We start from the raw sequence: 24,574 nt of genomic DNA, 5'->3' as shown, positions 1-24,574 counted from the left end.
CGACTATATAACATAAATTTCTTTTTCAATCTCTACTAACTGCTTTTGCAATTGTTCTTTACTTTGTTCATATAGAGATACATCGATCGTTTCAGCCAATGCAAACAATATACTTTCATAATAGTTCATCACATCTTGCTGCATCACTTTTTGGAATAAGTTCCACTTCATATCCCACTCTTGCTTATAATGATGAACAAATAAATCTTTTTCATCAGCTACATAGTTTGATACGAACGGTTCTAATACAGATTTAGCGTCTTCTTGCATAAAAGCTTTGTCATTCTTTTCAAAAAAGCTTTTCTCATTTTTAAAATGTGCCAGTGCTTTTTTGAAATCTTTTATTTCAACTGAAGGGAACGGTTCTTTATGTGTAATATCTTTATATTCATACTCCACTATTCCATTCATAGAAATTGATTCATTTTCTACTTTACAGTTCACTACAATTTCGTCCTTTGCACGCTTCATCGCTTCGTCTATCCATTTTTCAAGGCGTAATGATGTCGCACGCATTTCTTGCAATAAATCATGCTGAATAAATGCTACTAATTCCATAACACACTGTTGCAATTGTGTTTTCACATTTCCATCCGTTCGAAGTGACGCCGGATTAATAAATTCAGTAAACACATCGTTATAGCGCAGGAATAGACGCTGTTGCACGTAATAAAGCAACTCTTTCACTTCATTTTGCATCGCCTGTTCTTCAGCAAGTACACTATATGATGAAATGATATGAAGTAGTTGATCACGCTCTGCTTCATATTTTTTCGTTTGCTTCTCTTTCTCTTCATTCCCCTGTTTTGCACCCTTTATCATGTTTACTAAAAGCTGATCTGCCCCTTGCAAAGCACCATATAGAGCATGCACAGAAACAAGCATTAAATCTCTCATCATAAAGGACGTAAATGATTCCTCAAACTTCGTAATCCCAGAGTTTTGTAAAATACCATACTTCTCTTTTTCAACATTCTTTCCTTGTTTCTCTTCAAGCGCACATAAACTTGAAATTGCAAATAAACGCGGATTTCTAATACCGTATTGCAGCAGCTGATCTGCGATATAACCTTTTACCATTTCAAGTTCTTCTTCAGACTCTGCTAAATCCGCCGCATTAATTAAGAAGAACATTTTATCAAGGGCAAAAGTATCCTTTACACGACCAAGCTGAATTAAAAATTCACGGTCAGCACGAGAGAATACATGATTATAATATGTTACAAATAAAATAGCATCTGCGTTTTTAATATACTGGAATGCAACATCCGTATGGCGAGCATTAATAGAATCCGCTCCAGGTGTGTCTACAAGCGCTACTCCCTGCCTTGTTAAAGCACAATCATAATAAAGTTCCATATACTCAACGAAGCATGATTTCTCTTCATTCGCTACATAATCAGAGAACTCTTCTAATGTAACTTGTACTTGTTCTCCTAAATAAGTAGAAACTGCATCATATCCTTTTTGTACCGCTCGTAAAAAGCTAAATGTTGTTTTTTGCTTCCCAGTTGGTGAAGGATATTTCATAACTTTATCAATTTGTGCTAACGCTTCATCTAACGTAGCAATCTCATAATGAAACAGCTTATAAACAGCTTTCATATCTTCTAATAACGCTTGCTTTGATTTAAACTGAACAATTACTGTTCCGTGTGGTTTTTCCTCTGTAACCGGCAAAATTTGATTAATCGTTGCCGTCGTCGGGTTTGGTGATACAGGAAGTACTTTCTCACCGAGTAAGGCATTGGCAAATGATGATTTTCCAGCACTAAATACCCCGAATAACGCTACTGTAAATTGTTTTGTTTCCACACGTCTTCTTTTCTCTATTACCTCTTGCTGTACATGTTTCAGCGCTGGCAATGGCTCTAATATCGTTTCAGCTTTTTTCACTTTCTCTAATATCCGCTGAATATTTAAAGCCGCCGTTCCTTTCAGCTCTTCTTCATGAACCGCTACGTTATCGCTTACGATTTCCTGCTCTTGTAGTGTAAATTTCTCACTAACAATTTGCTTTTCCCTTTGCAATATCTCATCTATTTGCAGCCCTTCAGGCGTAGCAACATGATCGTGCCAAACATTTCGTAAATAGTCTTCATATGCCTCCAAATTGTTACTGTATTGTAATTGTGTTTCTTTCGCCGTTTGCAGCATCGTATATGTTTCAATCTCTTCTTCAATACGAGCAACTGCTTCTCTCACCTTTTGCTTTAAAACGACCGCACTTTTATCAAAAATTTGCTGTGCTTTTATAAAATAACGTTTCTTCAGTTCATTCGCTACATCCGCTGTATAAAGAAGTAAGTAATCACCTGTGAAACCTGCGCCTTGTTTAATTACTTCAGCCAACATTTCTGGTCCGAAAGCAATTTCTAACCCATATATGTCTTTCCCAATTTCCTCCGTGAACAATCCTTCTTCTTTTAAGAAGGCTACAATAAATTCCTTCACATGAAAATCAAGCTGCGTTTCAACAGTCTTTTGAAGGGCAGAATAAAACGCCTCTACACGTCTTTGTTTTTCTTGCTCCGTCTTTCCTTTCGCAAATAGCAAACCGACCTTAAATTTTGTTAATTTCGTTTCTAAATATGCATTTGCCAATTCTCTCATTTCAAACGGCATTAAATATGCGTTATCTAATATAGCTTGTAAACCTTTTATAAATTCATTTCTCACATAAGATTCTTTACTTGCCTCACGATTTTTCGCTTCCGTTAACTCTTCCTTCTTTTCAACTACCTCTGAAATAGAAAGTGGTGATGCTAACTCTTCCTCATATTTCAAGAGAGCTTTTTCATTTTCAGAAACAATAAACGAGAAATGTTCTCCCATTAAATATTCTGTTTCTCGCTCCATTCCAGTCCTTACATACTGCTCTTTTTCTTTCATAATAGAAGTAATTAACGCTTCTAAGCTTCTAATTTCATTATGTGGATGGTTCATCATTCGTAATGACGTATAATAAACACCATCTACTTCAATATCCCAGTTAGAGAATGATTGTTTTACACTATCTTTATAATTCTCAAACGATAATTCATTTTCTTTATGTTTATCTATTTGATTTACAACGAGATAAACCGTTTTATTACGTTGTTTCAATTCTTTAACAAATTGTAAATTCACTTCCGATTGGACGTGATTATAATCCATCATATAAAAAATGACATCTGCCAGATGAAGTGTCGACTCTGTCGCTAATTGATGGGCATCATCTGTTGAATCAATCCCTGGTGTATCAACTAACATAACCCCTTCAGGAATCGGCGCGTCGTTTCGATAAATATGAACACCAATTACTTCATCGCCGTCTTTACAAATTTGTTTTAATTCTTCTGCTGAATATGCACCGTCATATTCGTACTGCTCTCCAGATTTAACCGTTACAACAACACGATCCATTCCTTTTTCAATTTTGACAACGTTAGCGCTTGTCGGAATTGGACTTGTCGGTAACAACTGCGCTTTATATAGATGATTCATCATCGTTGATTTCCCTGCAGAGAAGTGACCGCAGAACGCTATCATAAGCTGTTCTTGTTTATATTTTTGAATTACCTCAAACAACTTTAAACTATTCTCTGCATCGCCGTGTTTTTGCCACTCTTCATAAAAACAAACAAGTTTTTTCATACCGTTTGTCTGTACTATGTTTGTCATCCCCTTGTTCCCCTTTATCCAAGATGTATATACTTTTCCTCGCTATTTGCGAGCTCATAACCAGTGAGAGTTACACCTACCCATTGATTACAGTTTCACTTTACTATCATACTAAATTTTCAGCATATTCTCATTAAAAATAAAAAATCCCTTTCATTCTTTTTACAAATGAAAGGGATTTTATGTCATATCACTCATTTTGCTGTTCCTACTCCATTTAAAACATACTTCGCAATAACTGCATATACAGCGACTGTACCTGCTACTAATGCATATACCATACTTACGCACCAACCTTTTTTTGATAATGATTATCACTTTTGAATACAGTTTATCATTAAAGAGAATCATTATCAACACTTTTCATAAAGAAAGCTCCTTATAAGAAGGAGCTTTACTGCCTGTTTTGAAAAAGGTTAAAACTTGTTGTGCACTCTTATTATATCTCATCCTACATAACTTAACAGTTTAAAAAAATGGAAATATCCCCTATCCCCTCCACCTTACATTTCGTATAATAAAAGGGAATTACTTAACAAGGAGGAAAAAAATGACACAAAATCTCACACAAGGCAAGAGGATACACTCCATTGATATTATTAGAGGAATAGCTGTACTAGGTATTTTTCTTGTGAATTGGCCTGTTATCGCCGGGGTTGACTCACGTGATCTTTCAGGAATTTACGAAGGGATAGACAGCTACATTCGCCTATTTTACGATATGTTTATTCAAACGAAATTTTATACAATTTTTTCGTTTTTATTCGGATTAGGTTTTTATATTTTTATGAGTCGTGCTGAAGCGAAAACAGATCATCCAAAAATTTTATTTGTTCGCCGCTTACTTATTTTATTATTATTCGGTTTCTTACATTACGTTCTTTTATGGGACGGAGACATTTTACATACTTATGCGATTGCTGGATTTTTCTTATTTTTATTTTATAAGAGAGAACCTCGTACTATTTTAATATGGGCTATCGTTTTATTGAGTATTTTTCAATTCATTATGCTAATGGCTGGTATTACGGTTGCATTGGTACCAAAGGAAGAGCTAGGTTTTTCCTTACCTATCATGCCATTAGAAGACTGGCTGTCACAAATACAAAATCGTTTCCATGCATTTTACGCTGATGGAATTGGATTAAATTTACTTATGCTCCCAGAAACAGTTGGGCTGTTTTTACTTGGTTTATACGCCGGCAAAAAGGATATTTTCCGCCGCGCGAAAGAGTTAGATCCAAAGCTTAAAAAATGGCAAATTATTATGTTCCTTTTTACATTACCAATGTGGTTCTTCATGGTTCGTTACTTCTTATCAAAACCATTTTATGAACCAATTTATATGCAGGTCTTTACAATGTTTAGCGGAAAAACGTTATTCATATTCTACATTTTCACACTAATGCGTTTATTACAAAAAGAAAAATGGCAAACGTTATTACGTCCATTCCAATACGTTGGACGAATGGCATTAACAAATTACATCTCGCATACAATTGTTACATTACTTGTATTTGGTCTATTTCTTAAAAATTATTATCCTGCTCCATTATGGGTTGGACCAATATTCTGCATTAGTTTCTACACGTTACAAATCTTTATTAGCCGCTGGTGGCTTTCACATTACCAATACGGGCCACTTGAGTACATTTGGCGTCTTGGTACTTACGGGAAAATGATGCCACTTAAAAAGAAAAGCAAGGTCTCATAACGAGACCTTGCTTTTTTACGCTTCTCTTACTGCATTTTGCATAGATACTGGCTCTTCTTCTACTTTCACTTTGCGCTGCGGCACCATATTAAATACGATATTTAAAAGTACTGCTGAAGCACTTCCAAGTACAATTCCGTTATCTGTTAAAATACGAATGCTTTCTGGAAGTTGTGAAAATAATGTAGGAACGACTGTTACGCCAAGCCCAATTCCGACAGAACATGCAACGATTAATAAGTTTTCTTGTCTTCCGAAGTCAACGCTACTTAACATTTTAATACCATATGCCATAACCATACCGAACATCGCTAACATCGCACCGCCCAGTACTGATTTCGGAATAATTGTTGTAATAGCTGCGATTTTAGGAATGAAACCAAGTGCGATTAACATACCACCGCAAGTATAAATAATAACGCGATTTCTTACTCCAGTTAATTGAACAAGTCCTACGTTTTGAGAGTATGTTGTATATGGGAACGCGTTGAAAATACCACCTAACACCATCGCTAATCCTTCTGCGCGATAGCCTTTTGTTAATTCTTTTTCACCGATTTTTTTATTGCAAATATCAGATAATGCAAAGTATACACCCGTTGCTTCTACAATCCCTACACAAGCAACGAGAATCATCGTAATAATTGGTGTTAATTCAAATGTTGGTGTACCAAAGTAAAATGGTTGAATACCGTGGAACCAATCCGCCTCTCCAACCGCTTGCAAACTTACTTTCCCCATAAACGCTGCAACGATAGTACCGAACAATAGACCTAGTAAAATAGAGATTGAACGAATAAATCCATCAAAGAAACGATACATAATGATGATAAATAATAACACACCAAATGCTAATGCTAAATTTTCAAGACTACCGAAATCCTTACTTCCTACTCCTCCAGCCATATCATTAATTGCTGCTGGAACAAGTGTAACTCCAATTACAGTAACAACAGATCCTGTTACAACAGGTGGAAACAGTTTTACAAGTTTTCCAAATAATTTCGCAAAAATAACAACGAATAACCCAGCAGCAATAATTGCTCCATAAATTGAAGACACACCGTATTGTTTTCCAATCGCAATCATCGGTCCAACGGCTGTAAATGTACAACCAAGTACAACGGGAAGTCCTATACCGAAAAAGCGATTTGATAATGCTTGTAAAATTGTCGCAACGCCGCACATTAATAAATCAATTGAGACTAAATATGTTAACTCTTTTTGATTTAAACCAAGTCCACCGCCCACAATAAGCGGAACGATAATTGCTCCAGCATACATTGCAAGCATATGCTGCATACCAAGCGATGCAATTTTAAATGGATGCTGCTTCATCGTTTATTTCACCTCCGCAGTTTTTTGCTGTACAAATGTAACTGTGCCGTTATCAAGTGATGCAATTTCTGCTAGTGATTCAACACGAACGCCTTGTTCACGAAGCTTCTTTCCTCCATCTTGAAATGCTTTTTCAATAACAATTCCAATCCCTGCAATACTCGCTCCAGCTTGCTCTACTAAACTCATTAAACCTAAAGCAGCCTGACCGTTTGCTAAAAAGTCATCGATGATTAGCACGCGATCATTTTCATCGATATGATTTCGAGATAATGAAATTTCATTTGTTTCTTGTTTTGTAAATGAATATACGTTTGCAACGTACATATTATCTTGTAACGTTAACGATTTACGTTTTCGTGCAAAAATTACTTTTACACCAAGCTCTAATGCAGCCATAACTGCTGGTGCAATGCCTGAAGATTCAATCGTCACGATTTTTGTAATGTTCTCTTCTTTAAAACGTTTAGCAAATTCTTTTCCGATTTCTTGCATAAGTACTGGATCAATTTGATGATTTAAAAAAGCATCTACCTTTAATACGTCACCAGATAAAACCTTTCCTTCGTTCAAAATCTTTTCTTGTAATACTTTCATGTTTGTTCCCCCTCTTATGCAATAAAAAAACTCCAAAAGCCACCACCACTCGTTACAAGTGAGAGACGCGCTTTTGGAGTTTCGCAAAAAAAGAATGCTAAACAAGCAATTATATTCGTCCTCACTCATAGTCAAAGTATTTACGGTACTTCGGTAGAAACTTGCAGGCCATATCCCCGCGATTATATGAGTGTAGCTAACTATTTATTTTATAGAAGGATTATAACGTACTTTTTATGCTTTGAAAAGCATTTATCGAAAAAACACGTACAAATTTTTAAAAACTACTATTTTTGTTCGAGTTTTGCAAACTCTTTCATTTCCAATTACAACTTCGTTAAAATGATTGGCCCATCTTTTGTAATCGCAATTGTATGCTCATATTGAGCTGATAATTTCCCGTCCATCGTTCGTGCAGTCCACCCATTTAAATCTACTTTAGAATATCGCATACCTATATTTACAATCGGTTCAATTGTAATTACCATTCCTTCTTGTAACTGAGGTCCTTGTCCTTGTTTCCCAAAATGAAAAATTGCTGGTTCTTCATGAATCTCTTTACCGATTCCATGTCCCGTAAAGTCTCTTGCAACAGAAAAACCTTCATTTGTTACATAACTTTCAATTGCATAGCCAATATCTCCTACATGGTTATCGATTATCGCCTGGTCAATTCCTTTATACAAAGCATTCTCAGCTACTAACAACAACTTTTCTGCTTCATCAGAAACTTTTCCAACTCTATACGTCCAAGCAGAATCTGAAAGACCTCCATTTAAGTTTACTACCGTGTCAATTGTTACAATATCACCCTCAGTTAAAGGAACATCGGCCGGAAACGCATGACACATTTCATCGTTTACAGATGCACATATCGCATATGGATATCCGTTGTACCCTTTCTGCTCAGACGTTGCACCATGCTGTTCTAAATATGCTTCAACAAACGTATTAATTTCTTTTGTAGTAATACCTGGTTTCATCATCTTCGCAATTTCTCTATGACATGAAGCAAGTAATTTTCCAGATTTATGCATTAACTCTATTTCATTTTTCGTTTTAATTATACTCATGCTGTCTCTCCTTACTAAACTTGCTATTTACTATTAAACTTCAATCATACACATCCTCTTCCAAAATTTCAAAACTTCCAATTACAAAAAGTATGATTTATTTCTGCATAAAAAAACAGAAGGAGATTCTTCTGTTTTTTAATCATTTTTACATATATAATTCATTTTCAAAAACTCAAAACAACTACCATTTGTTTTCTGTATAAACGTTCCAACTACTTCAAATCCTGCCCTTTTATACACTTTAATCGCTCTCTCATTAAATATAGCTACTGATAGTGTTATATACTTGCATCCATATTTTTCTTTACTAAAAGCTAGTATAGCGTTTAAGAACTGTAAACCAAATCCGTTCCCAGTTATATTAGGTCTCATTCCAAGACCAATATCAACCGTTCCGTCATTTATTTTACAAACAGTAAAATAACCAATGAGAGTGCCATTTTCCTTCACAGAAAATGTATGATTCCCTCTACTTTCATCATGTAAAAATTCAGCTAAATCTTCTTCATCTGCCTCTATATCGTAAAAGGAATAGTTCCCTTCATAATGCCAGTTGTATGCAATTTCTTCTGCTTCTTCTTGCGTCATTACTGTATATGTATAGTCCATTCTCCCATCCCCCTTTAAAAAAGAGCTGCAATTAAGCAGCTCTTTTTTTACAACTCATAAATCTCTTTATATTTCGCTTCTAAATAATCGGCTAAGTAGTTTGCATTTAAGCCTTCACCTGTTACATCTTCTAAAATTTCAAGCGGCTTTTTCGTTTTACCATATTGGTGAATATGTTCTGTTAACCATTCACGAATCGGTGTTACGTTTCCTTCTTCTAATAATGCATCAAAGTTCGGAATGTCTTTTAACATTCTTTGCTTAAATTGCGCTGCATACATGTAACCAAGCGCATAAGATGGGAAGTATCCAAATGAGCCACCAGCCCAGTGAACATCTTGCAATACACCTTGTGCATCATTTTCCGGACGAATTCCTAAATATGCTTCCATCTTATCATTCCAAGCTGCTGGTAAGTCCTTCACTTGTAATGTACCATCAAATAATTCTTTCTCTAATTCATAACGCACCATAACATGAAGCGGGTATGTAAGCTCATCTGCTTCTATACGAATGAATGACGGCTTCGATTCGTTAATTGCATCATAAAATTCATCGACTGACATATCATCAAATTGACCATTGCTATACTCTTTTAATAAATCATAATTTTTCTTCCAGAATGATTTATTACGGCCGATAAAGTTCTCAAAGAATAATGATTGTGATTCGTGAATACCCATAGATGTACCACTGCAAAGTGGTGTACCTTCAAATTGTTCTGCAATATTTTGTTCATATACTGCATGACCACATTCATGAATCGTTCCAAAAACAGCCATACGAAAATCTTTTTCATCATAGCGTGTCGTAATACGAACATCCCCTCTATTTAATGTAATTTCGAAAGGATGCACTGTTTCATCAAGACGACCTGCTTCAAAGTCATAATTCAATTGCTTTAATAGTTCTAATGTAAAGTTCTTTTGTTTTTCTTTTGAAAATTGTTCCGATAAAGCACTTGTTTTTAATCCTTTTTTAGACTCAGAGATTTCTTTTACAAGCGGCACGATGCGCTCACGAAGTTGACCAAATACGTGATCTAAAACTTCTACTGTAATACCTGGCTCATACATGTCTAATAATGTATTATATTTATATGTTTCATAACCCCAATATGTAATAAATTTCTTTTTAAATTCAACAATTTTTTCTAAGTATGGGCGGAACATTTCGAAATCAGATTTTTCACGAGCTTCTTCCCACACACTCTCTGCTTTCGCTTCTAATTTCACATAAGCCTCATATTCAGCTTGTGGAATTTTTTTATTTCTATCATATTCTTTCCGACACTCTTCAACCATTTTCTTCGTTGTTTCAGAAAGTTTATCTTCACGTATTAAAGCTTCAAGCTCTGTTAAATAGTTTCCCATCTCATCTGAAGTCGACATAGCAAACACTTCTGACGAAAGCATACCAATTACTTCTGAACGCTGATCTACACCTTTTTTTGGTGCACCTGTTCTTAAATCCCAAAACATTAAACTTAATGCTTCTCCGTAATTTTGTATCTTCTTCACGTATGTTAAAAATTGTTTTTCTACTTCATATGTAGCAACTGTCATCGTATAAAAGCCTCCTTTTCCTACCTCAAATTTAATTCGACACAGAAACATAAATTCCTTTTATAATAGAAAAAAAGCTTGGCAAGCGCCAAGCTTTCTCCTTATAATTCTTTACCTTCTACTGGCAGTACATTTTTCACAGCTGCAACTACTTTCTCATCTTCTGAATCAGATAAGAAAATTGATATAGCACCTTTATCTTCACTTGTACGAATTAAACGCCCAATTCCTTGACGAAGTCGTAAAATCATATATGGTACATCTACATCCCAGAATGGATCATTTACGTGCTTACGTTTCGCTTCAAACACAGGATCGTTTGGAGGGAATGGTAAAGACCAAATAATAACGTGCGATAATGATGAACCAGGAATATCTAAACCTTCCCATAAATGAACCGCACAAAGTACAGTCTCTTCTTCATTTTGGAAACGAGAAACGAGCTGGCTAATTTCCTGATCTCCTTCATATAAGAACGGAACCGACATTTGCTCTTTACTTACATACTCTTTGAACGCTGCAAGCTCTTGCGTTGTACGGAATAATACAAGCGTACGTCCATTTGTTTTTTGTATATTTTCAAGTGTATATTGACACTTTCTTTCCCATTCATTTTCTTTCGTATGTGATAGTAAGTTTACTGTCATTTGCTCTTCGTAATCAAACGGTGAAGCAACTGAGAATGACAAGTAATCTTTTACCCCTAGGCTATTAGCTGTGAAAGCGAATGAATCGTTGTTCGATAATGTCGCAGAAGAGAAAATATACGGTATTTTCTTCGAGAATACTTTCTCTTGTAACACTTCTTCAACTGCACGCGGCATAATAACTAACGTGAAGGCACCATCACCTTCTTCACCCCAAGTAATTACATTTTTCTCGTGCATGAACAGACGAAGTGAATGTTCTAATACATCTAAATGCTCATCAACAATATTTAAATCATACGTGTTTACTGTATGCATTTCACTTTCGAATACTAATGCATCTCCAACTTCACCGATTTTTGCATAAAGTCGTTTCGCTTCAGCTGTTACTTTTTCTGTCACAGTAATTTCTAGACGATCAGAACCGGCAATTTCCTTTTTATTCTCTTGTAACACATCAAAGAATCGTTCAGTTTGCCAAATTGTTTCTTCTACTAAATGTGCAAACTCCTCACGAATATCGTTTTGTAGCAATCTCGTTAATAGTTGCTCCATCATCGTTTGCTTTAAACGGTATGTTAAAGCTTTTTGAGCTGCATATTCTACAAGATGTCCTTCATCGAATACAACGCAGCTACTTTCTGGTAATAATGGAATTTGCCCTTCACGCTTACGAGCATCGTACGTCCAAATATGATCCATATAGAAATCTTGAGAACAAATAATTAAATCTGCTGCTTTACGATAATGTTCACGAGAAAGAGTTTGTCCACAACGATGACGAGAATCACAAGTAAAGCAATCTTGGAAGTAATCCCAATTTACTTTTGACCATTCTTCGTCATTTAAAAGTGGAAATTCTTTTCTGTCACCATAGTGAGTAAAGTTTTGCATCGTACCATGATCGAATACAAACTGTGGTAACTCGTAATATACGTCTTCAATTACTTCTGGAGCTCGTCCACTCATAACATCTTCAAGTTTACGTAAGCATAAATAATTATCCATTGATTTTGCAAGCCTTACATCAACAGATAGCCCTAATGCTTCAGATAACTTAGCGATGTCCCCTTCTTCTTTCACAAGCTGCTCAATTAACGTTTCATCTGCACAAGCAATAATAGCTGGTTTCCCAGTATAACGCGCGTAACAAATTGCATATAGAAGATATACAATTGTTTTCCCTGTTCCTACACCAGCTTCTGCGAACATAACTTTCTTTTCTTGGAAAGCGCGTTCTAACTGAAACGCCATAAAAATTTGTTCATCACGCTCTTCAAAGCCTTTTTCCGGAAGGATGTCGTAAAACACATCTCCAATCCACTCATTCAACTTATCATAAAAATTATCTTGTTTTCCTACTTCAAATGGTAATCTCTTCTCAGTAAACATCCTTAGCCTCCAACCAAAAAGTTTTTCTATAAAAAGATAATAGCAACTGCTACGCATATGTGTGCAGCCACTTTCCCCTGTTGCAATACATAGAAATTCACGAAAAAAAAATTTTCCTTTCGAAAAAGGAAAATTTTCTTCTATATTAATGACTTTAAATACCGTTTATCAATCGCTGTTTCATGTGAAAGAGCTGACAAATATTCTTCTTGTGCTTTTTGTATTTCATCTACAATCGCACCTTGACTATCCACTTCTTTTCCGAGCTCATCATACGTACGGTGAATAGCTTTTTGAATCATTGATAATTGAAAATTATCCATATGACTTCCTCCTTTACGCATTACATAATAGCCAGTATATGCGCGCTAGAGGAGTTTTATACTATGAATTACGCGGTGGACGTTTTCCGAAGTATTGGTAGTAATCTGTACGGGCTCTAATCTAAACAAGCCTTGACTTATAAGCATTTCCTCAATTCTTTTTTCCGTACAACTTTTCAGTTACTTCAATAATAATACGGTCTGTCTCTAAATACAACCTTTTTATACTAACATCCCTTTAAGTTTCCATCAACCAAAATGCATATTAAAAATTTTATATATTCACTTACGAAGCTTTCTTAAGTCCATTCTCCATATCAACTGATACAATCTACAGTATAAAACCTAAAGGAGTGATTGATCTATGAAAGTAGAAACTGTAGGAGAATATAGACATTAGAATCATTTATTTCACCCACACGACTTCCTTCTTCCCGCACTCCATACAAAGCCGTGTCTTTGTTGTGACATTACGCTCTTTATCTACATCCACTAGAAAGCACCAATTGTGCATACCCAACCAACACCAGATATACATACGCCCCCCCCCTTGCGTGTACTTTAAAACATTATAAGCCTTTCGAAATGTTAAAGGAATCCATATTTATTTTAGCTTCAAGGCAAAACTTCCTCATCAAGTTTACTCATAGCTGATACAATTTATAGTATAAATCTAAAGGAGTGATTCGATTTGAGTAAAAAAAGAGACGATGTAGAGATAAAGGTAACTACAAAGGGAACTTTTAACGGTAAAGCATTGGCTGAGGCAATTGCAAACATAGTGAAGCGCGAGGCATCCTAAGAAGCGGTAAAACAGGCAAATCAGAATCTAAGAAGACTCGAAAGACTAATATTTCAGGTGCTAACAAAGAATAAAGTCTTTCGAGTCTTCTTTATAAAGGTTTTACCTTAAATTAATGCACGGATTCCTTATGAGCTTCCTTCTCTTCTTCAATTAATAACCTAATGTATAATGACATCTCGGAGAATGTATCATCACTCATTAGACCTTCAATATGTAGCTCTTGTATTTGAGATTGCGCTTCTAGTAATCTTTCAAGTGTATGCATTATTTATTCACTCCCTTTTTCCATTCAGATTTTGTAATGATTCCGTCAAGATTATATGTAATTTCTAGTTGGTCATAGCCGTTCTTGTAGATGTGCTTTGTATTCGTCCCGTTCGGCTCTGTAGCATCTGTCCAAGGTAGGTGACTATCATCTATTTCATGAAAACTAGTCCCTTCCTGAGCGACACTGAGCATATCTTCGGAAGCCCACCTTTCAAGCTTCGGCTTGATTAATTTTTTATACTCCGCCTGAGCTTCTTCAGACCCTAAGGCATTCAAACCTTTATGAGCCTTTTGCTCTCTAGCTTTGTATTGAGACTCTTTCAGTTCCTCTACGCGTTCATCTACCTGCTCGGCTTCTTCAGGTTTTTCTACTTCAAGTTCAGGCTCATTAGACGCCTTCAGGGTTTTCAACTCAGATTTAAGACTAACATTCTCGTCATGCGCTTCCTGATAGACCTCCTCGGCAAGCTTCCATTTATCTTCCCACTCTTTAATTTCATTTTTAAGATTTTTTCTATCTAAATTCTGAATGATATTCATTGAGAATAATATACCGATTGCGCCAATAGCAATTTTACGTCCTAAAGGCATTTTCTTTTTAGTCTCGCCTGATTCAATTTTATCTAGTTTCATTTGTCAATTCCTCCAATTTGTGCGTTTAAACCAATTAAGTTAATCAGTCACTTCTAGTATATATGTATGTACATCACTTGACCTAACTTGTAAGTTTATACGCCAAGTGCTACAATGTAAACCTTTGCGTACATTAAACTGATGAATCCAGTTGATACGATTAGACCTCGTTTGATTTCTATTTTCGGCATTAATGTATTGCTCCTTCCTAGCTCGGTGACTAGTCCTCACTGGGCTTTTTATTTAGTTTGTAATTTCGGCAATTACTGAATAAAATTAAGGGACTACTTATCATCCCTTAAAGCGTCTATCTTCAGAAAGTAACGGTTCACCCTTCTTAGCTCTGTCTACAAGGCGTTGCAACTCTTCCTCGCCTACGATCTTAGCAACCCCCTTTAATGAAGTATAAAATCTGTAAACGCTCTTCGCTTGCTTGATGTCTTGTAAGTTAAGCTCTTCTTGAATCCGTTCATAAAATTTCTGAGTAGTCTCATTCATGAAATCACCTCTGTTTCTCTTATAAGTAATACTCTACACCAATTTCGGCAATTAGTTTCAAAAAGTTTTTCCTTCTATTATAGGCAAACAAAAAGAGACTCTATGCGAGCCTCCTTTGTCTTTCCGTTGTATTCCTTTCTGGTGGCTGATAGCGTCTGACTCCCCGTCCTTTTCCTGCTAATAGATTATAGTCCTCTTGAGTAAATGAGCTTACTAGACCATGTAAGACTTTCCAATCTACATCCCTTACAGGCTGTATGAGATCGCACGAGCCTTTCAAGAGATACCAAGTGAGACGGCTTTCCCCTTCTTTCCGTTGGATTGCGAATAGATTAATATCTCTATAAAGTTGAATCTCTCGGGATAGCCCCAAAATGAGAGAGCCCTCTTCTTGGAGCTCCTCGAAAGTTTTCGGGGTGATGAGCCTCAGCATGATGGACTCTTTTTCTTGATCTGATACGGGATAAATCTTTGATACATGACAGTTACTTTCAAACATTCCTCTACTCTCCTTTAATGTATAAATTTTATATAGTTACGATATGAAGAAAGACACCCCTTTCCAGAGTGCCTTTAATTGTGCTTTACTCTTCTGCTCCGCCTTCAGGAGTTGCCCCTGAGATTACATTCACATATGGAGCAATCTCATTTGTATCTTCAGAGACTTGAATCTGACTCTCTAATGATAAGATATTTGAGTGCATTTCTCGGATTCCCTCGGCGCTGAATTGTTTTTGTAACGTCTCAGCCGTCTTAGTGATACCTTTTAAGCGTTGCTCAGGTGAAGAGTAATTCTTACTAGCTTGAGGGTCATTTGTTTCTTGATGTTCGGCAAGCTCTCGGAAAAGCTCAATTCGTTGCCCTACTGAAGTATTCTTCATATGGTAGTAACGGTCTGACTTGCTTACTTGAGGCATGTCATTTGCTTCCAAGCGTCCTGCAAGTACGGGCATAGCCTCTTTTAAGTTGTTACGGTCTAAAGCTGGGAGCTCTGCATACACTTGAGGAGTTAAGTCCTTAACGTTCTTCACTCGAGAAGCTCCGTCAGTCTCAACGATGACTGGATGACCGTCCAGCATTACTAGATTCTGAGCATTCTGGTCTTCTCCATACATTTGCCATTGATACATGCTTTTCAGTTCTGTCAGTTCTGATTTCAATCCGTTAAGTTTCTTCGTGTATGCTTCCTGCTCCTTCGTAGCCATTGCCATCATGCGGCGACCTACTGAACTATTTAAGAATGATTGCATTTGTTGAGTTGTATTCATGATTAATTTCCTTCTTTCGATTAGTTTTGTTTTTGCTGCAAATTGATTTACTCTGGGATTAATACTCAAGGTAGTCACCGTCTGGGGTAATATCTTTTCGCGTCTTTGGTGGGACATAGTAGGGGTTGAGCTCGTCAAGTCCTTCGATATCAACGACAATATTTACAGGTTGAGAATCTCTTGAAGACTCAGGCTCGACTAACTTGTGATACTTATAAAGTAAATCCAAGGCTTTTAAGCGATCCCGATTGCTCACCTTCAGGGTATGTACTTCCCCAGTCTTCATATTGACAACTTCGTCACCTTCACAGTTTCCTCGGGCTATATCCGTTGCAAGTGAAAGGGCTTCTTGATGGCTTGTAACTTGCCAAAATGAGCGTTGATTCATGAGAGCCGTATAGTATGAACGGATCAGAGGGTCATTTTGTAGCCTGTAGCCATATGCAGTTGAGATTCCAGCTTCTTCACATGCTTTAGCTACATTAAGATTATTCTTGACTAAGGCATGTACAAAGTTTTGCCTCTTGGTTGATAGTTTTGATGTTAATTCGATAGGGATTTCAACTAGTGTCTCTCGGAGGTTATCCGTAGTAGAGGGACTTTTGAGGATGAGGGATTTTTCAGAGGGGTCTAGGAAGTTATGAGCCATTTGCTTCACCGCCTAGTATGTGAGCTGAGAGCTCTTCCAGTTTATCTAATCCAGTATTAAGCTTGTAGAGATCTGAGCTCGTAAGTTTGAGGGTCTCAATAATCTTTGATGCTGTTGCTGATTGTTGACGGTAAGATCCCTCTCCAGAAAATAACCTATAAATATATCTGCGGTTTATTCCTACCCGTTCAGCAAAGCTTTTTACAGTCTCATTCGTCACTATGATATATGAGAGGATCGCTCGCGCTTCTGTCTCTATTCGCTTGTCACTTTTGACTGTTAATTTAAGTTTGGTCATGTAGTTCTTTCCTTTCTATTTTGTCTCATGTGGGCTAATTTCAGCCTAATGAAAAGCACTCCGTTATGGAATGCCCTTCAGTAGACTAGGGAGTTCCCTGTTCCCAAGCCTATTTGATTCAAAGGAATCTCGCGCGAGTTTCTCAACTGGCTTCAATGACAATAAAAAATTCTACTAGTAAAACCATTCATTTTCAGCTCATAAGCTGCTACAAAATATCTAGGAAGCAAATATCCGTATATTTTGTGGGGGTTATTCCCCGTTCAAGCCTCGAATCATTAAAGGGTCAAAGCCTCAACGGGAAACACCTTGTAGGCGTCTCTCGTACTATTAGACACTACCCATACATACAACTGAGGTAAGAACCTCATAGAAAGCACTGTAATGAGGTGTTAAGAATGCCCTCTATGAGACTCTCAAGGTCTCATGTGAGTATCTAGTGAAAATATTCTACTAGGGGAGATTGGAGAGCCTGAGCCCTCCTGAATAATGGAATCAAAACAAGTTAAATTGTAACGTGATATAGTCTCATATGAGCTTTCAGCGTGGCTCTTGACTACTATTTAATTTTCTCACGATAGACGTATTCTGACAAGTTTTTATTTTTAAAATAGTTTTAATGTGATATGATTAATAGTTTACTTTCCGTCTGTGAATGTATGAGACTCTCAGGAGCTTGACGGCTTTCATGCTTTCCTCCCCTGATCCACCTTCCAAGCGCCTAAATCGTATAGGGGTAAAATTTTTGGGATTTCCTGAATTTCAATTTTTGAGATTTCCTGTAGGTTGATACTCACCTCTGAAACGGCTCGGATTTTAAAGACCCCCCACCTTCGAAGATCTTGAAAGTTTTTTCTTTTTTACTCGCTCGAAAGAATTTCTTACTTTATTTTTGTAAGTTACTTATTATTTTTACTAGTAATAAGATTTATTATGTAAACTAATCTTGAAGTCGTCAAAGTCCGTTCGCTCTTACTCTCCCAAAGGTTCGCGAAGTTTTTCGTCAATTGATGAATAATCGTATCATCTTCTCAATCGCTCAATCATTCGTGAAATTTGTATGAATATGCATATAAGCAGCTATCTCACAGCATTCTATCAATCATTTATGCATTATCTTATACACTCTCAAGAGCCTCCTCACAGCCGTCTGTATATGTTCTGCATAGAGTATAACTCAGCTCTCAGGACTCAGCTTTCAGCCCTAGCATATAAGACTAGCATTCCAGCCTAGCTATTTAGACTGAGCTTATAGGTCTCACCTTTAGGCTCTCAGATTGGCTTATAGACTTCCCTTCTAGCCGTACTATATAGGATTGTCTAGGCTTCTGATCTGAGAGAGCTAGACGGCTTCTTGTATAGCTTCTAAGGACTAGGCTTTCAATCTGAGCTGGGAAGTGTCATGCAAGCCCCTAAGTCTTTAAATAGAGGGCTCTCAGGTGTCTCACACGCTGATAGTCTTCAAAGCTCATTCTCTGGAGATTAGTCCGCATAGATCACATTCAATCAAGTATAGTCTTTCCAGATTCTACTATAAAGAGGAGAACTGTAAGATTATTACAGATATGTAGAGTAGGCTTCTTGTCTGATATACAGACATGTACTTTATACTTTAAAGGATAGGACTCCGTCCTGTACTCGCTCACGCTCCTCCATATCTCTATGTATACTCTATAAGTATCTATTTGAACGGCTGCACGATTACCTACAGAATTAATAATGCTAGTGGACGGAAATGAAATGAGCGTCAGACGGAACAGCGTGACGGCTCTATGTATTCAGTTTTATAAATCTATATCTATAAAGTGTCTACTAACAAGATATAAAGAAGAGAATTTCACCTCAAACACCACCAACCTTACTCCCCCAAGGAATCTTCCTATTTTCAAAGTGGACATTTTTTAGAGTTCAAAGTGCTCTAAGTGGACAAAATTTAGACTTGATAAGATTAGTCATCAGTGATAATCTATCTATAGTTATAAGAAACCCCCAAGCCTTGGAGGGACTTAGGGGTTTGACCGTACGGTTCAGATCTTGGAGGGACTGTCTCGTACTCGTAAAAAGATTTTAGTGTTTAACTCGTTTTAACAATATGATTTACTCGTGAGGTCGTCCGCTATCTGTTGGGCGACTTTTTCTATATCATCTAAAGTCACCTTATCAGACTGACGGCTTACTAGACTTGGACTCAAACAGATTACATCTATTGTGCTTGAAATCTCAATCGTTGCTCTGTTACGCTTAAACCTAGTCATCATTCTTGGAAGCTTATCTTTGTTGTATCCTAACTTCTCAATAATATCTTTCCGTCTCCATACTTTAATCTTGCTGACATCCATCTCAGTAGGGTTCTCACATAGGATATGTGTCTTCCAATGAAAATGAGGTAACAAATCTGCAAAGAGCCCTAATTCCTTTAGGTTGAATGTTTGGATTAAATCCCTTACAGCTAACTTGAAGACCTTCACAAACTGTTTCTTGTCTCCTGATGGCTTTCCGCAAGTGTATAACATATCAGTAAACTTTATAATTTTGTCTCTACCTGACTTCTCCAGTGTAATAGCTCCAATACTCTCACAGTCGTCTAGAATCCTGTTAGCCGTCTTCAATGATTTTCCTATAAGCTTAGCAAACTTCTTATTAGTCAGTTCCGCACCTTTGGTATCGTGACACTTTCCCTCTCCTTCAAATTCTAGGAATGTGCTCATTATCAGCAGAGAGCCTTTCTGTATATCTGTTAGGCTTTGACTTTGGCTCACATGATTGACTGTATTTTGCCATGCAAAGTGCTTCTTATCTTGCCTCTCTCGCTTATCTCTGTATGCGTCCATTTGATTCTTTTGTCCTTCTGATAAGATCGTCATCCCCTTACTCACTAGATGCTCAATCATTTGTTGTTCGGTCATACTCATTCTTTTTCGTTCCTTTCTACATTTTTTCATCCTCCAACGTATCATTAGTGACATATCCATACAAGGCTTTCATATCAAATTGTCCCCCTTGATTACCCCCAACTATTCTGTAGAGTTTTTCATTTACGAATAACATCAAAATCTAACGGTACATATAAGTAATTATTAGAATAAAAAAAACAGCTAAGCAGAATCTACTTAGCTGTCAGTATCATTTAGTCTCTCTTATATTTTCACTAATAAATCAAGTTCCCCCTACGAGAACTTTTTCGCTTGCATTTTTACCGATAAATCATGTTATAATGTAAACAGATAGTTAACTCCTAGAAAACACCTTCAAGGTATTACCTGAGTAATATCGCTTTGTAAATAAAAATATTGAAGTTAATGTATATCAGGGTTAACATTTTACGTAAACTAAAAAGACAGAAGCCTGAGAAACTCCTGTCTTTAGTAACCCATCACTATTCTGAGAAAATAGATGGTGCGGTTAAGTCATCCATATGTTATTTTTCATTGCGGGAATCATCCTTATCTTTCTGAGGGAATAGGATGATTTTCGCTTTTTTATATAGGTAATTTCCAACTAACGTTCCCGCCTTGACTCCAACAACACCAACCAAACCTTTTGCGAACCCAATCAAGAATACTGTACCTAACATTCCGAACATAATATCACCTCCTCTCCCGAAAAACGGAAAGAGAGATGAAAAACCGCAAAATCTACAATAGTGTGCTAGAGTTACTTTTCATACCAATTCATATTATGTAAATTCTTGGTGACTTCTGTATATATTGTATTACGTTTCAAAATAAGACACAAGATATATGTATAAATTCTTTCTTTAATTAACTTTTAATTTTCGACATGATAGCCATTTTTCTTTTAATAGAACAGCTATAAAACAACATTCTAAAACTCACGCCAATAAAGCGATTCCCCAAAAAGTTGTCAACGAATTTAACCTTATTTTTTTAAAATAAGGTTCACGTTTTTTGTACGTAAATATTCTTATTTTGTCTTAAAACGATAGATGCTTGAGGAATATATTTCTCCAGTAATATGAAACAACTAATAAGAAAATTGATAGTATACCAAGAAAAAATTCATGCAAATAAATTTATTAATCATAAAAACAAACTTTTAACAACCTCTATCACATCCCTTCCTAGAAACTTTTTTTCAGGCGTATTTTCCACTTTAATGATTACCATACTATTCACCGTCTTTTTAAATTCATCATTTTTCATCTGTTTTAAAATTACAATTGCTTATATTGATTTTCATCCTACACCTTTATATGTACCAGATAACTCAAATTTTGAGACATTAATTTTCATTCTTAATACAAATCCTCTTATACTTGCCTATGACTCCTTTTTGTCTGCAACCCCTTCATTCCCCCTCTGATTGTAGGCGATGATATTTTCTTTAAAAGGTGTTGACTTTAGGTCTCCCCTTTACTGAGCATGGCTTAGATTGCTTAAGCAACGGCTTGGACAGAAAATATCTACCTTACATCGCAAAAACAAAAGTCAAAGCAACATAAAGTAGATGCCTTAATACTGAGCTAGGATGAGTTGTTGAAGTATCCGTATTGTATCACCTTGTTTAAACACAGGGATTCCTCCCTCAACGGACTTTCTACTCACAAAGCTTGTCCTGTGAGCTTATATCTATCCGTTGCCACCTGTCTCGCAAGACACCAAGCAACCGCCGAACCTTTTAATGGTCGTTCACACCTAGACTATACTCAGCGTAAACAAGGAAACGCTTTTGAGAGTATACGAACCCATTTTCTGACGTTGGCTGGTTCTCACCTGTTCAAGTTTTACGAGTGTTAGGTCATTGCCTCGTTCGGAAATCTCGAAGCTCAGCAGCTAAAAAAGACATCTCTAAAGACGCCTTGCATTCCTCAAATTTTTTAGATAGAATGAAGGTACTGAATGTACGGGATTGTCCGTTATTTAGTTGGGAACAGTGGAGAAAACTCCATTGTCGGTGTTATTCAGAGTCGTTTTCTTGGCGGGAGCGACTCTCTTTATTTTGCTTAAATTTCAATAAAGTTCAGCGGATTATACTTATCATTTACACCATGTAAGGCATGACCGTAGAGCTTCACATATCGGTCAGTCATTTGTAGAGTTTCATGTCTCATAAGCCTTTGTAAGTTCAATGAGTCCATTCCCATCTTCAGACACTTAGAAGCAAAATATCTCCTAAACGCATGACAAGAAAGTCCATCCATCTTCAGATCTTTTTTAAGCCTCTTAAACAGTGTAGAGATTGCCTCCGTAGACAACTGACGGTTTGTCTTGTCAGGGAACACATATACAAACTCATCCTCATCTTCAAAGTAGAAATCTAAGAACATTTTATATTCAGCTAATTCCTTCTGTAATTTTCTAGTATACGGAATAGTGGCGACACTTCTTTTCTTTCCATAAGTCATAATCGTTCTATTCTTCATATCAACATCTGACCATTTTAAATTGACTAACTCTTCACGTCTAAGCCCTGTAGAAATCAAAAGGACTATTACCATTCGATTACGCATTAGAGCAAAGTTAGACCCCTTAAAATACCCTCTATCGAAATAATCCAAGACTTTCTTTACTTGCTGATCAGTTAACACATCCATCACAAGGTCTTCTTTACTAAATTTAATCTTCTTAAACGGGTTCTCTTCAGCTATTTCCTCTTCTTCCAAGTACCTAAAGAAAATCTTAAGTGTTCTTGTCTTCGCATTGATCGTAGACACTGTATTTTTCAATTCATATTTGCAATACACAAGAAACTCTTTAGCTATCTTTGTAGTGATCTTATGAGTATCAAATAATCCTTTATCAACACAGAAAGATTCAAATTGCCTTAGAATACCCCTGTAAGACTTAACCGTGTGAAAACTTAAATTCCTAAGCTCTCTGTCATCTAAAAATTCCTTAATCGCAAATTTAAGCAACAAAAAAATCCCCACCCTTTCTTCTATTCAGAAAAAAGAATGAGGATCTACCTAGGGCAGATATTCAATAATGAGTTCTAAGTGAACCAATTATTTATAAGTCGCTTAAAAGCCTAATTAGTCTTGATTACGAGGTGGACGTTTTCCGAAGTATTGGTAGTAATCTGTACGGATAAATCCGTTAAACAGCTTACGCTTCTTCGACGCATCTTTTCCGTAACACTTCTCAAATGCTTCGTAGCTTGTTAATACATACGCTGACCATGTATCTAATGGGCGGAATACTTGTCCCATTTCTTTATACAGTTGTTCAACGAGTGCTTTTTCACTTAAACGTTCTCCGTATGGAGGATTCGTTACAACGTAGCCATAATCCTCTTTTGTTGTGAAATCTTTTACTTGCATTTGTTTAAATGTAATTAAATCGCCTAAGCCTACTTCTTCTGCGTTATCTTGAGCAACTCGAATCATACGATGATCAATATCTGATCCAATAATTTGTAATCGTTGATCATAGTTCGCTAAATCTTCAGCTTCTTGACGAGCTTCACGCCAGTTTTGTTTACCTACCCAGCCCCACTCGTCAGATGCGAAACCACGGTTAAATCCTGGTGCAATGTTTTGTCCAATTAATGCTGCTTCAATCGGAATTGTACCTGATCCACAGAATGGATCAACAAATGGACGATCTGGCTTCCAGTTTGTTAATTTAATTAAAGACGCAGCTAATGTTTCTTTTAACGGAGCTTCCCCTTGATCCATACGGTATCCACGTTTATGAAGCCCAACACCGCTCGCATCAATTGTTAATGTTGCAATATCCTTGAGCATTGCAATCTCGATACGGAATAACGGACCATCTTCTTCAAACCAAGTTGTACGTTTATATGTTGTTTTTAATTTTTCAACGACAGCTTTTTTAACGATACGTTGGCAATCCGAAACACTGAATAATTCAGATTTTAAAGATTTACCGATAACAGGGAATTCACCATTCTCTGGAATATAATCTCCCCAGTTTAATGCTTTCGTTTTTTCAAATAGCTCATCAAATGTCGTTGCTTTAAATTCGCCAACTTTAATTTTTACACGGTCCGCAGTACGTAACCATAAGTTCGTACGACAAATCGCCTTTTCATCTGCTTCAAATGTTACTTTGCTGTTTTCTACTTGACATTCATAACCAAGATCGCGAACTTCTCGGGCAACTAACGCTTCAATACCCATTGCCGCTGTTGCAATTAAAGTAACTTTTCCCATTTGCATTCACCTCTTATGTATATTCAAACAATAATTAATAGCAATTGGTCCTATTAATTATTACATTTTACGAAAAATTTTCTCATTAACCATTTTA

General features: G+C 36.5%; 19 protein-coding genes and 1 riboswitch. Of the genes, 1 reads left to right on the top strand and 18 read right to left on the bottom strand.

Annotated elements, in window-relative coordinates:
* Positions 1-3: 3 nt before the first annotated feature.
* Positions 4-3,663, bottom strand: coding sequence for a dynamin family protein (locus tag MHH55_RS02185; RefSeq protein WP_078186167.1), 3,660 nt, complete (start codon positions 3,661-3,663; stop codon positions 4-6).
* Positions 3,664-4,213: 550 nt separating this feature from the next.
* Between MHH55_RS02185 and MHH55_RS02180 the strand changes: the two genes are divergently transcribed.
* Complete coding sequence (locus tag MHH55_RS02180; protein WP_078186168.1) at positions 4,214-5,377, top strand: DUF418 domain-containing protein; 1,164 nt, start codon at positions 4,214-4,216, stop codon at positions 5,375-5,377.
* A 15-nt stretch (positions 5,378-5,392) separates the two neighbouring features.
* On the opposite strand, the gene pbuX is transcribed toward MHH55_RS02180, so the two are convergent.
* From pbuX to MHH55_RS02095, 17 genes are all read right to left on the bottom strand, one after another.
* Positions 5,393-6,715 carry a xanthine permease PbuX gene (pbuX, locus tag MHH55_RS02175; RefSeq protein WP_048538184.1) on the bottom strand — a complete coding sequence of 441 codons (1,323 nt, stop codon included), beginning with the start codon at positions 6,713-6,715 and terminating at the stop codon, positions 5,393-5,395.
* A 3-nt stretch (positions 6,716-6,718) separates the two neighbouring features.
* Entirely contained in the window at positions 6,719-7,312 is a 594-nt protein-coding gene (locus MHH55_RS02170) for a xanthine phosphoribosyltransferase (RefSeq protein ID WP_017657090.1), read from the bottom strand.
* Positions 7,313-7,420: 108 nt separating this feature from the next.
* Positions 7,421-7,522, bottom strand: a riboswitch (purine riboswitch).
* Between the two features lie 116 nt (positions 7,523-7,638).
* The gene (locus MHH55_RS02165; RefSeq protein WP_000022490.1) at positions 7,639-8,385 is read right to left on the bottom strand and encodes a type I methionyl aminopeptidase; all 747 of its coding nucleotides are present in this window, start codon (positions 8,383-8,385) and stop codon (positions 7,639-7,641) included.
* 138 nt (positions 8,386-8,523) lie between these two features.
* On the bottom strand, positions 8,524-8,997 hold the full coding sequence (locus MHH55_RS02160; RefSeq protein ID WP_017657091.1) for a GNAT family N-acetyltransferase: 474 nt from the start codon (positions 8,995-8,997) through the stop codon (positions 8,524-8,526).
* A 47-nt stretch (positions 8,998-9,044) separates the two neighbouring features.
* Positions 9,045-10,562 (bottom strand): carboxypeptidase, encoded by a 1,518-nt coding sequence (gene ypwA / locus MHH55_RS02155; protein WP_000215077.1) that lies wholly within the window; start codon positions 10,560-10,562, stop codon positions 9,045-9,047.
* A gap of 101 nt (positions 10,563-10,663) precedes the next feature.
* Complete coding sequence (locus MHH55_RS02150; protein ID WP_000493709.1) at positions 10,664-12,601, bottom strand: ATP-dependent DNA helicase; 1,938 nt, start codon at positions 12,599-12,601, stop codon at positions 10,664-10,666.
* 140 nt (positions 12,602-12,741) lie between these two features.
* Positions 12,742-12,924 carry a DUF3921 domain-containing protein gene (locus MHH55_RS02145; protein WP_000368570.1) on the bottom strand — a complete coding sequence of 61 codons (183 nt, stop codon included), beginning with the start codon at positions 12,922-12,924 and terminating at the stop codon, positions 12,742-12,744.
* A gap of 914 nt (positions 12,925-13,838) precedes the next feature.
* Positions 13,839-13,994: a hypothetical protein gene (locus MHH55_RS02140; protein WP_176116521.1), complete on the bottom strand. Its 156-nt coding sequence runs from the start codon at positions 13,992-13,994 to the stop codon at positions 13,839-13,841.
* A complete protein-coding gene (locus MHH55_RS02135) occupies positions 13,994-14,629 on the bottom strand; it encodes a hypothetical protein (protein ID WP_078186169.1) in 636 nt (211 codons plus the stop codon). The genes MHH55_RS02140 and MHH55_RS02135 overlap by 1 nt, the downstream gene beginning before the upstream one ends.
* 291 nt (positions 14,630-14,920) lie before the next feature.
* A complete protein-coding gene (locus MHH55_RS02130; RefSeq protein ID WP_078186170.1) occupies positions 14,921-15,127 on the bottom strand; it encodes a hypothetical protein in 207 nt (68 codons plus the stop codon).
* Between the two features lie 584 nt (positions 15,128-15,711).
* The gene (locus tag MHH55_RS02125) at positions 15,712-16,464 is read right to left on the bottom strand and encodes a hypothetical protein (protein ID WP_254849729.1); all 753 of its coding nucleotides are present in this window, start codon (positions 16,462-16,464) and stop codon (positions 15,712-15,714) included.
* Positions 16,454-17,044, bottom strand: coding sequence for a terminase small subunit (locus tag MHH55_RS02120; RefSeq protein WP_078186173.1), 591 nt, complete (start codon positions 17,042-17,044; stop codon positions 16,454-16,456). Before MHH55_RS02120 ends, MHH55_RS02125 begins: the two co-directional genes overlap by 11 nt.
* The gene (locus MHH55_RS02115; protein WP_078186174.1) at positions 17,034-17,342 is read right to left on the bottom strand and encodes a hypothetical protein; all 309 of its coding nucleotides are present in this window, start codon (positions 17,340-17,342) and stop codon (positions 17,034-17,036) included. The genes MHH55_RS02120 and MHH55_RS02115 overlap by 11 nt, the downstream gene beginning before the upstream one ends.
* A 2,084-nt stretch (positions 17,343-19,426) precedes the next feature.
* The gene (locus MHH55_RS02110) at positions 19,427-20,254 is read right to left on the bottom strand and encodes a hypothetical protein (RefSeq protein ID WP_139362395.1); all 828 of its coding nucleotides are present in this window, start codon (positions 20,252-20,254) and stop codon (positions 19,427-19,429) included.
* A gap of 506 nt (positions 20,255-20,760) precedes the next feature.
* Complete coding sequence (locus tag MHH55_RS02105) at positions 20,761-20,925, bottom strand: hypothetical protein (RefSeq protein WP_176116523.1); 165 nt, start codon at positions 20,923-20,925, stop codon at positions 20,761-20,763.
* Between the two features lie 1,380 nt (positions 20,926-22,305).
* Positions 22,306-23,220 carry a tyrosine-type recombinase/integrase gene (locus MHH55_RS02100; RefSeq protein ID WP_078186176.1) on the bottom strand — a complete coding sequence of 305 codons (915 nt, stop codon included), beginning with the start codon at positions 23,218-23,220 and terminating at the stop codon, positions 22,306-22,308.
* 114 nt (positions 23,221-23,334) lie between these two features.
* Positions 23,335-24,477, bottom strand: a complete 1,143-nt coding sequence (locus MHH55_RS02095) for a THUMP domain-containing class I SAM-dependent RNA methyltransferase (RefSeq protein WP_078186177.1) — start codon at positions 24,475-24,477, stop codon at positions 23,335-23,337.
* Positions 24,478-24,574: the final 97 nt, after the last annotated feature.

The sequence above is a fragment of the Bacillus sp. FSL K6-2944 genome, from assembly GCF_038005385.1.
GTDB classification, from domain to species: domain Bacteria; phylum Bacillota; class Bacilli; order Bacillales; family Bacillaceae_G; genus Bacillus_A; species Bacillus_A cereus.
Note: the sequence above shows the minus strand (reverse complement) of the source record. Positions and strands in the feature narration are given on the sequence as shown.

What these genes read in the sequence shown, in the direction of transcription:
- MHH55_RS02180 (WP_078186168.1), top strand. Translation starts at nt 4,214, where the DNA reads ATGACACAAAATCTCACACAAGGCAAGAGGATACACTCCATTGATATT.
- MHH55_RS02165 (WP_000022490.1), bottom strand. Translation starts at nt 8,385, where the DNA reads ATGAGTATAATTAAAACGAAAAATGAAATAGAGTTAATGCATAAATCT.
- MHH55_RS02095 (WP_078186177.1), bottom strand. Translation starts at nt 24,477, where the DNA reads ATGGGAAAAGTTACTTTAATTGCAACAGCGGCAATGGGTATTGAAGCG.
- pbuX (WP_048538184.1), bottom strand. Translation starts at nt 6,715, where the DNA reads ATGAAGCAGCATCCATTTAAAATTGCATCGCTTGGTATGCAGCATATG.
- MHH55_RS02140 (WP_176116521.1), bottom strand. Translation starts at nt 13,994, where the DNA reads ATGCATACACTTGAAAGATTACTAGAAGCGCAATCTCAAATACAAGAG.
- MHH55_RS02110 (WP_139362395.1), bottom strand. Translation starts at nt 20,254, where the DNA reads ATGAGTATGACCGAACAACAAATGATTGAGCATCTAGTGAGTAAGGGG.
- MHH55_RS02120 (WP_078186173.1), bottom strand. Translation starts at nt 17,044, where the DNA reads ATGGCTCATAACTTCCTAGACCCCTCTGAAAAATCCCTCATCCTCAAA.
- MHH55_RS02105 (WP_176116523.1), bottom strand. Translation starts at nt 20,925, where the DNA reads ATGTTCGGAATGTTAGGTACAGTATTCTTGATTGGGTTCGCAAAAGGT.
- MHH55_RS02185 (WP_078186167.1), bottom strand. Translation starts at nt 3,663, where the DNA reads ATGACAAACATAGTACAGACAAACGGTATGAAAAAACTTGTTTGTTTT.
- MHH55_RS02135 (WP_078186169.1), bottom strand. Translation starts at nt 14,629, where the DNA reads ATGAAACTAGATAAAATTGAATCAGGCGAGACTAAAAAGAAAATGCCT.
- MHH55_RS02150 (WP_000493709.1), bottom strand. Translation starts at nt 12,601, where the DNA reads ATGTTTACTGAGAAGAGATTACCATTTGAAGTAGGAAAACAAGATAAT.
- MHH55_RS02145 (WP_000368570.1), bottom strand. Translation starts at nt 12,924, where the DNA reads ATGGATAATTTTCAATTATCAATGATTCAAAAAGCTATTCACCGTACG.
- MHH55_RS02170 (WP_017657090.1), bottom strand. Translation starts at nt 7,312, where the DNA reads ATGAAAGTATTACAAGAAAAGATTTTGAACGAAGGAAAGGTTTTATCT.
- ypwA (WP_000215077.1), bottom strand. Translation starts at nt 10,562, where the DNA reads ATGACAGTTGCTACATATGAAGTAGAAAAACAATTTTTAACATACGTG.
- MHH55_RS02160 (WP_017657091.1), bottom strand. Translation starts at nt 8,997, where the DNA reads ATGGACTATACATATACAGTAATGACGCAAGAAGAAGCAGAAGAAATT.
- MHH55_RS02130 (WP_078186170.1), bottom strand. Translation starts at nt 15,127, where the DNA reads ATGAATGAGACTACTCAGAAATTTTATGAACGGATTCAAGAAGAGCTT.
- MHH55_RS02115 (WP_078186174.1), bottom strand. Translation starts at nt 17,342, where the DNA reads ATGACCAAACTTAAATTAACAGTCAAAAGTGACAAGCGAATAGAGACA.